This window comes from Lutibacter citreus (assembly GCF_003260195.1).
In the GTDB taxonomy this organism is placed as follows: Bacteria; Bacteroidota; Bacteroidia; order Flavobacteriales; family Flavobacteriaceae; genus Lutibacter; species Lutibacter citreus.
On the sequence record NZ_QEIH01000022.1, the window covers coordinates 1 to 8,060 of the forward strand.

Annotated in this window: 8 protein-coding genes; 7 read left to right on the forward strand and 1 reads right to left on the reverse strand. The window is 28.9% G+C overall.

The window, feature by feature from the left end; translation table 11 throughout:
* Positions 1 to 375 precede the first annotated feature (375 nt).
* The 3 genes from DAD81_RS20430 (at position 376) to DAD81_RS20940 (ending at position 3,654) form a co-directional block, all read left to right on the forward strand.
* Complete coding sequence (locus tag DAD81_RS20430) at positions 376 to 897, forward strand: hypothetical protein (protein WP_157961212.1); 522 nt, start codon at positions 376 to 378, stop codon at positions 895 to 897.
* Between the two features lie 159 nt (positions 898 to 1,056).
* The gene (locus DAD81_RS20435) at positions 1,057 to 1,863 is read left to right on the forward strand and encodes a DUF4349 domain-containing protein (protein WP_111710315.1); all 807 of its coding nucleotides are present in this window, start codon (positions 1,057 to 1,059) and stop codon (positions 1,861 to 1,863) included.
* 162 nt (positions 1,864 to 2,025) lie between these two features.
* Positions 2,026 to 3,654, forward strand: coding sequence for a YecA family protein (locus DAD81_RS20940; RefSeq protein ID WP_218939744.1), 1,629 nt, complete (start codon positions 2,026 to 2,028; stop codon positions 3,652 to 3,654).
* Between the two features lie 164 nt (positions 3,655 to 3,818).
* Here DAD81_RS20940 and DAD81_RS20445 read toward each other — a convergent pair whose 3' ends face one another.
* Entirely contained in the window at positions 3,819 to 4,157 is a 339-nt protein-coding gene (locus DAD81_RS20445) for a hypothetical protein (protein ID WP_111710317.1), read from the reverse strand.
* A gap of 202 nt (positions 4,158 to 4,359) precedes the next feature.
* On the opposite strand from DAD81_RS20445, the gene DAD81_RS20450 reads away from it, so the two are divergent.
* The 4 genes from DAD81_RS20450 to DAD81_RS20470 all read left to right on the forward strand — a co-directional run bounded on the left by DAD81_RS20450 (position 4,360) and on the right by DAD81_RS20470 (position 7,777).
* On the forward strand, positions 4,360 to 4,656 hold the full coding sequence (locus DAD81_RS20450) for a hypothetical protein (RefSeq protein WP_111710319.1): 297 nt from the start codon (positions 4,360 to 4,362) through the stop codon (positions 4,654 to 4,656).
* Positions 4,657 to 4,964: 308 nt separating this feature from the next.
* Positions 4,965 to 5,603, forward strand: a complete 639-nt coding sequence (locus tag DAD81_RS20460; protein WP_111710323.1) for an EcsC family protein — start codon at positions 4,965 to 4,967, stop codon at positions 5,601 to 5,603.
* A gap of 157 nt (positions 5,604 to 5,760) precedes the next feature.
* A complete protein-coding gene (locus DAD81_RS20465) occupies positions 5,761 to 6,297 on the forward strand; it encodes a hypothetical protein (protein ID WP_111710325.1) in 537 nt (178 codons plus the stop codon).
* A 160-nt stretch (positions 6,298 to 6,457) separates the two neighbouring features.
* Complete coding sequence (locus tag DAD81_RS20470) at positions 6,458 to 7,777, forward strand: hypothetical protein (protein WP_111710327.1); 1,320 nt, start codon at positions 6,458 to 6,460, stop codon at positions 7,775 to 7,777.
* Positions 7,778 to 8,060: the final 283 nt, after the last annotated feature.

Here is an 8,060-nt window from a genome sequence, read left to right on the forward strand (position 1 = left end):
TTGAAAGTTTGCAAACAATTTTTCTTGATATTCTTTCTTGCCTTGCATACCATGAAAGTACAAAATTTAACCCTTTTTTACAACTTTTTGGCTATATTTAATCGTGTTTGTGCAACAGGCACAATGTGTATAAAAAATGCTTATTTTAGTGCTTAATCGAAGAGAAAGTGCGTGTTTGCTTTCTTCCGATTTTCGTTCCGAAAATCCGCTGACACAAACCCGCACTTTTCATACACGAAAACGTTGTACAACATTTGCCAAACGATGAAAATCAGAGTCTTAACGATATTGTTTTTAGTTTTTTTTAGTTGCAAAAATGCGACCGAAAAGGAAACTGAACAAATCCAAATCGTTGTTGATTCGACTGAATTAAAAATGGAAAAAGCTGAAAATCCAACTGAAAATTCAAAACTGATTTCCTTTCTCGAAAACCCAATTGACTTACAGAAATTCAAGTCAAAGAATAACGGAAATGTAACAACGAGTGTAAATAACGGATTAAAATATCAATATCATCCTGCAATCAATGATTCAATATTTTATGGCTACAATTTTATAACTGACAGTATTGGGCCGAAAGGAATAAACGAAATTGTAGTTTTTAAATACGGCGAAAACAAACATAGATTCGAAGACGAAACTGAAATTCTGATTGAAATGAGGATTTTTAATAAAGATTCGGATTTAGGAAAAGCAAATCTAATCGGACATTCGAAAGCGGAATTGGAATCTGAATTCGGAATTGACTATCTGACTTTCGACAAAGGAATTGCTTACTCGAATAAAAATAAAGTGTTGATTTTGGAACTTGACAAGTCAAAAGTCAATTCGTATAGATATGTAAAATTAAACACCGAGAAAATCGACAATGATTTAATCGGACAAATAATAAAATAAAAAACGTTGTACAACACCGTGTATAATTAATTGCTTCATTGAGCTTACTTGCGAATATTCCTGCGGAATATTCACAGGTTCGTAAAAGTTTACTAATTTAGTTGCTAAACCACGCAACTAACCATACACAATCACGTTGCCCACTATTACGAAGAAACTATGAAAAAACTAACAAACATTCTCGTATTTATTCTACTTATTTCAGTTTTAGGTTGTAAAAACTATGAGCCAGACACTATGAATCTGGGAGCAATGAAAATGGAGGATGATGAACAGACTATTATAAAAAATATAGAAACAGAAGCAGAAACCCAAATAGATAAAAAACTGATTAAAAACGGAGATGTAGAATTTGAATCAGAAAATCTAACTGAAACTAGAGAAAATATTTTAAAGGCTATTGAAAAATTTAAAGGCTATTCATCGTCAGATAATGAATATAAAAATTCATACGAAATAAGCAATACTATAAATATCAGAGTTCCTTCAGAAAATTTCGACAAGTTACTAACCGAAATTACATTTGGAGTTGACAGATTTGACCGAAAAGAAATTAATGTAAAAGATGTTACGGCTGAATTCCTAGACATTGAGGCGCGCTTAAAAACTAAAAAAGAGCTTGAAAATAGGTATTTGGAAATTTTAAAAAAAGCGAATAAAGTAAGCGAAATTCTTGAAGTTGAAAAGCAAATCGGAGAATTACGTTCTGAAATTGAATCTATTGAGGGAAGATTAAAATATCTTAATAATCAAGTTTCGTTTTCAACTTTGAATGTTAGAATTTATCAGACAATCTCTAAACAGACAGAATTTGGTAAAAAGTTTAAAAATGGATTTAAGAATGGTTGGGATAATTTGATTTTGTTTTTCGTGTTTTTAGTTAACATTTGGCCTTTTATATTAATTATATTCGGAGTTCTGATTTTAATCAGAGTTTGGAGAAGAAAGAAAAGAAAACAAAAATAACAGTGGGCAACACCTTATATAATTTATGCTTACATTCGAACTAACATTAACGACAAACATTCAACTAACGATTTGCTACGGCAGAAAAATCTCCGATTTTCCAGTCGCACAAATCATATAAAATCACGTTAGCCCTAATTAAAAAAAAATCTAGATAATTGAATGAATAAAGAAGAAATATTAGACAGACTAAACGAAATAACTTCTGATAAAAACTTTATTTATGTATTATCTGCTATAGTACTCAAAGACTTTTGTGGAACTTTAAGCGAACTATCTTCTAAAAATGTTAGAGAGGGTCTAAACAACAATGAAGTTAAGTTTCTAATGGGACTTTGGGTTAAAAATTGGAATAAAGAACAAGAAACAAACTACGATGAGCTGAAAGTACTTGACGAAATATATAGCCTAATGGAACAGTTTCATTTCACTTTTATGCCTGATTTATCGGAAATGCTTAAAAATCCGTCTGAAAGTCCTTTTGATTTCTTCAATAATGGTTTAATGTTTAAAGAAAGTATGTTCTATTCAGGAACTGGTGCTTATGATTATCAATATACAAAATGGGTTACAGAAAAATACAAATATGATGAAGGTTGGCTTTTAAAGTCAAAATCTATTAATTTAGGTAAACTTCCAGATTTTTATAATTCTCTAAAGATACTTCAACAAGTAAAATTGAATAAACTAAAATTCAATTCGGAGAACACTTTTAAAGATAAATTACTTGATGTTTTTTGTTTGTCAAAAGAAGATATAATTGCTAAAGACAAAGATTTTACAGGCATTTTAGAAAACTTCATTCTTGACTTAAATCAACCTCAAAACCAAAACTTCAAAGATGTTGGAGATTTTAATATTCTAGCAGAGAAACCGATAATTGAATTAAGTAAAGGAAAATATTTTATACCTATGCCTTACGATTTATCAGAGGCTATATACGAATCACCTTTTTATTGGATGAACAGCGATGAGAATTATCGTTCTAAGGCACAATTCAATCGCGGAGAAATTGCAGAAGAAATTACATACAAAATTATTGAAAAAATTTTTGGTCCTAACAATACCTTACAAAACTTGATAATAAAGAAATCTAAAAGTACAATGGTTACCGATATAGATATTCTTGCTGTAAAAGATGATAAGGCAATTATTTTTCAAGTCAAATCAAAAAAATTAACTGCTCTATCGAAAAAGGGGAATATTGACGCTATACAAAGTGATTTTAAAAAAGCTGTCAAAGATGCTTATGAACAAGGATTAACAGCAGCAGAATGTTTCAAATCGTCAAATGATTTTCAATTTATATTAAAATCAGAGCCTAATTTTAAATTTGATTTTGATATAAAAAAATCTTTTGTTGTCACAATTGTTTTAGACGATTATCCTGCAATAACACACCAAACACATATTCTATTAGGAAAAGAATACAAAGAATTTCCTGTAGCGCTTAATATTTTTGATTTGGAGATTGTGGCAAAATACTTGAACACACCTGAAAAATTTATTAATTATATTGAACGAAGAATAAAATACAGTAAATATTTCAAAGCCGATAATGAATTAGGTTTTTTAGGTTTTCACTTAAAAAAAGGACTTCAAAAATTTCCTAATTCAGATATGGTCACACTCGATAATACGTGGGCTCAATTTTTTGACAAAGATTATTATGGAGAAATTTCTGGAGTTAAAAAAATTCAAGAAAACCTACGAAAGAAAATTGGTAGAAATGAACGTTGTCCTTGTGGTAGCGGAATTAAATATAAGAAATGTCACGGAAAAAATAACTAGGGCTAACACCGTATATAATTTATTGCTGGCTTCTTGCCTACTTACGAAAGTCCTCGCGGACTTTCTTTGTCCGTAAATATTTACTAAATTAGTTGCTTGAAACACGCAACAAATCATATACAATAACGTTGTAACACATTTGACCAAAACCTCAAAATTCGTTCTTAAAACCTGAAATCACTTAATTCTTGAGCAATCAAGGGGCTGAAATTAACATATTTATATTTACTGTAAATTTTGTTAACTTGAACTCTTTCAATAATAATTTGTTGGAACTTCAACATTTTTTCATCTATTGAAAATTTTGAATCATAAGTAACATAATGGTTGGTCTTATTAATTTTATTAGCAATAGACGAATACGATTTCACAGTTTTACGTTCAAACTGACTATAAACTTCTTTAAGGTTTGAATAATAGCCTATAAAACTATTTATTTTTTTATTTGTACTGTTTGACTTTTCCTCGTCAATCTCAATCCCTTTAACGATATATAATTTCATAATAATAAAAGTTATTAACAATATTTAGAATATAAAACACATATTCATATAATAATAAATAAAATACATATTTTATAATACTTTACAAAAATAATGATTAAAATATAAAGTTATATTCTAAATCCGTGTTTATAACTCTTAAATAAAATAGCTGATTATCAAAGGTTTGAAATTTATCTTTGTGAAGAGATAATATAATTGAATGGCTAAAAAAAAGGAAATAAAAAAGAACATCAAATTCTACAAAAAGGAAATAGAAAAATGGGAATTAAGAATTCTTGTTTCTTTAATTTTAATTTTTTTAGGAATAATTATTGTTTATCTTTTTTATTTAAAAGCATATAATTGGAACATCACAAATATCGAATTTGGAACTTTGGAGTTTCCGAAACTAAGTCTTTTAACACCATTTATTTTCTATTTAGCTTTCTCTGCAAGACAATTCAATTATTACAAAAAACAATTAGATTTATACAGACTGAAATACACAGAATTATAAGTTGTGGCTGAAAAAAAACGTGTTACAACACCGTATAAACTTTATTGCTGGTTTTAGCTCACTTGGGAAATTCCTTCGGAATTTCGCCGTTCGTGGTTTATTTAGTAAATTCACTGCTTAAACAACGCAACAAAGCTTATACAACAACGTTGTGTGTAATTCCACGAACCACCAAAAACATAAAAATTATGGAAGAAATAGAAAAAAAAGAAGAATTGAAATTATCACAAGAATTTAAAACTTGTGGCAGATGCGGAGAATATTATCACGATTGTGAATGTCCTAATGGGCCCTTAAAAGATTAAATTTTGAATAAAGAAATAGAAGAAGAGGACAAAGGAAAAGTTGCCATTTGGTTAGACAAATATATCGAAAATCATATTGGTACAAATTCTCAATATATAAAAGGGTATGTTGCTAAATTGAGAGAACAAAATCCGAATATAACTGACAAAAAATTAGCGCGAAAAATTAAAAACAGAAAATCATTTAAAAACGGATTGGTTGGTGCTGCAACTGGTGTTGGAGGAATACTAACATTACCCATAACCATTCCTGTTGATTTAATTGCTTCTTGGAAAATTCAAATTGGATTAGCGTTTGCAATTGCACACGTTTATGGCCATTCACATAATACGGCTGATTTAAAAACGGACATATATATCATACTTGCTGGAAATTCTGCGAAAGAAGCTTTAAAAACTGCTGGAATTCAAATAACAAAAGAAATAACTAAAAAAGCCATTCAAAAAAACATTACTAAAGAAGTAATGAAAAAGATTTGGCAAAAAGTACCACAAAAAATAATCACTAAATCTGGAGAAAAATCATTAACAAGTTTTACGAAAATGGTACCTTTACTTGGCGCTCCTATTGGGTTTGGATTTGATTATATAAGTACACAAATTCTAGGTTCCTTTGCTATAAAATATTACAGCGGAAAATAAAACTACACACAACAACGTATAAAAATAATGCGTAGTTTAGTGCTTAATCAAAGGTTAGTGCAATTTTGTTACGTCTGACTTTCCTTCGGAAAATCCTCGCACACAAAACCGCACTATTCTTATACAAGACCGTTGCCAACCATTTAAGAAAAACATTGTGAAAGCATTAATATTAACACTTCTATTAATAATTTCGAGTTGTGAACAACAAGCCGAAAAGAAAAAAACTACGAAAACCGAAACGAAAGAAACGGTTGAAAAAATAACGGAATCGAACTTTACAATACTTCCATTTGACCAAAGTTGGCATTGGGTTTTTAAAAATGTTAAACCGACTGAACTCACTCAAACGGAAATTGACGAGATAGAATTGATTTTAGAAAAAGTTATTACAGAAAATAATCAAAATCAAAAAGAAAATTTAAAAAAACACAATGAAAAATATCCTAAATATCAATGGAAAGAAACAGGTTTTGAATTAGATTTAAACAAAGGATATTATCGTCAATATGTTCCAGTAATTAATGAAAATGGAGAAAAAGAAGTTTGGATTAATTTCTTCTGTTCTACTATGAAAGACAATTGGAAAACTGATTTGGTAATGGTTCACGATGGAGGAAATTGTTTTTTCAATATTAAAGTAAATCTGACTAAAAAAAACTATTCGGATTTAAGAATAAACGGAAGCGCCTGAAAGAAAAAAACGGTTGGCAACACCGTATAAAAATAATGCTTAGTTTAGTGCTCAATCAAGAGTCCGTGCACTTTTGTTACGTCTGATTTTCCTGCGGAAAATCCTCGCACACAAAACCGCACTATTCTTATACATAAACGTTGGCAGTAAGCTGAAAAAAATGACGAATAAAGAGAAAATATTGAGTCAAGTTTGTGATTTTTTTATCACTTCAAACGATTTTAATGGAATTCCAATAACAACATTAGCAAAGAATACAGAAATAGAATATTCAGAAACTATTGATATTTTAAAAGAATTGACTAAAGAAGGTTTAGTTTCTAATCAAAAAACTATTAATCCTCATATTATTGCACTTGGTCATTTTGAGGAAGACTATCAGTTATCCGTACTTGAAGACGCAAAAAATAATAAGACTGAAAAAATACAAAGTTTTGGAACTATAAATATAACTTTTGATTCTCATTTGATTTGTGTTTATCCTTCAGAAAAGCATTTAAAAAAAACAAGAGATACGTCTTCGTTTTCACAAAAACCATATTCAAAAAGACTTGCATTAGGCGAGCCACAACTAAAAGCTGCATTTTTTGAAATTGAGGTTTTAGATAATTATTTCAAAGACCCAAGATATAGTTTTGAATTTGAAGATTACTCTGGTCAAATATGTTGTGATTATGATGAAAACCAACAACCTTTATTGCCAAAAGAAGAAGACCAAATATTTTTAAAAACATTTGGACTTGGAGTTAATGAGAAAAAAGAAAGAGTTGCTGTTGTGTATTTAACATATTTAAGTAGTTTAACATCTGAACATCAATTATATTGGAAAAGTAAGGAAGTTGATAATGGATGTAGAATGTTAAAAGAGTATTATGCAAATACGATTGAAGGTAATTGGACATTTTCGTATTCAATATTTTCTGCTTTCATAGAAGAACATAGATTGATTAACGAAATTTCTAACACTTTTTCTACAGAAAGCCTTTTCAATAAAACTTTTGAAAATGAAAAAAGACCTAAAGAGTTTACTTTCTTTTTTATGCCAACACTTGAAAATTATCACAATTTTATTTCATTATTAGATAAAATGTTGTCCGATAATATTAATCGTAATTTTTTTAACGACAAAATAGAACTTTATGAACTTGAGGAATTACCATCAGGTCAAGTAGAAAGAAAAAACAAAGGAACTTTAAGATTATTGGAGGAATGGATTAGATTAAAATATAAACATCCCGAAAATCAGCTTTTTATAGATATTTTTAAACCAATTAAGAAAGTTAGGAAAGAAAGACAAAGTCCTGCTCACAAAATAAGTGACAATCATTATGACAAAAAACTTAACAAAAAACAGATAGAATTATTAACAGAAGTCTATAAATCATTAAAATTATTACGAATGATTTTTGAACAACATCCTAAATCAAGTAAAATTGAAATACCTGAATGGATCGTTAAAGGAAACATTAAAATATTCTGAATAAAGCCAACTGCCAACAATGCATATAAAAAATAGCTAAATTCTTGTAGATATGATATTTATAACACAAAAATATATTATTTTTAAACATCTGAAAAGTGCGTTTTCAAACCCGCAACTTTTCATATTCTAACCCGTTGTGCTTCATTACCAGAAATGTACTTTCCTGAAATAGGTTGACTAAAAATTAGACAACTTATTACAAATAAAGATGAAAGAACAAAAACAACCCAGCCGAAAAAAAACGTATAAAAAAGTAGGTTTCGATTTAAAATTACTCATC

Excerpts from the sequence above, each read along its gene's own strand:
- DAD81_RS20430 (WP_157961212.1), top strand. The coding sequence starts at position 376 with ATGGAAAAAGCTGAAAATCCAACTGAAAATTCAAAACTGATTTCCTTT.
- DAD81_RS20435 (WP_111710315.1), top strand. The coding sequence starts at position 1,057 with ATGAAAAAACTAACAAACATTCTCGTATTTATTCTACTTATTTCAGTT.
- DAD81_RS20940 (WP_218939744.1), top strand. The coding sequence starts at position 2,026 with ATGAATAAAGAAGAAATATTAGACAGACTAAACGAAATAACTTCTGAT.
- DAD81_RS20445 (WP_111710317.1), bottom strand. The coding sequence starts at position 4,157 with ATGAAATTATATATCGTTAAAGGGATTGAGATTGACGAGGAAAAGTCA.
- DAD81_RS20450 (WP_111710319.1), top strand. The coding sequence starts at position 4,360 with ATGGCTAAAAAAAAGGAAATAAAAAAGAACATCAAATTCTACAAAAAG.
- DAD81_RS20470 (WP_111710327.1), top strand. The coding sequence starts at position 6,458 with ATGACGAATAAAGAGAAAATATTGAGTCAAGTTTGTGATTTTTTTATC.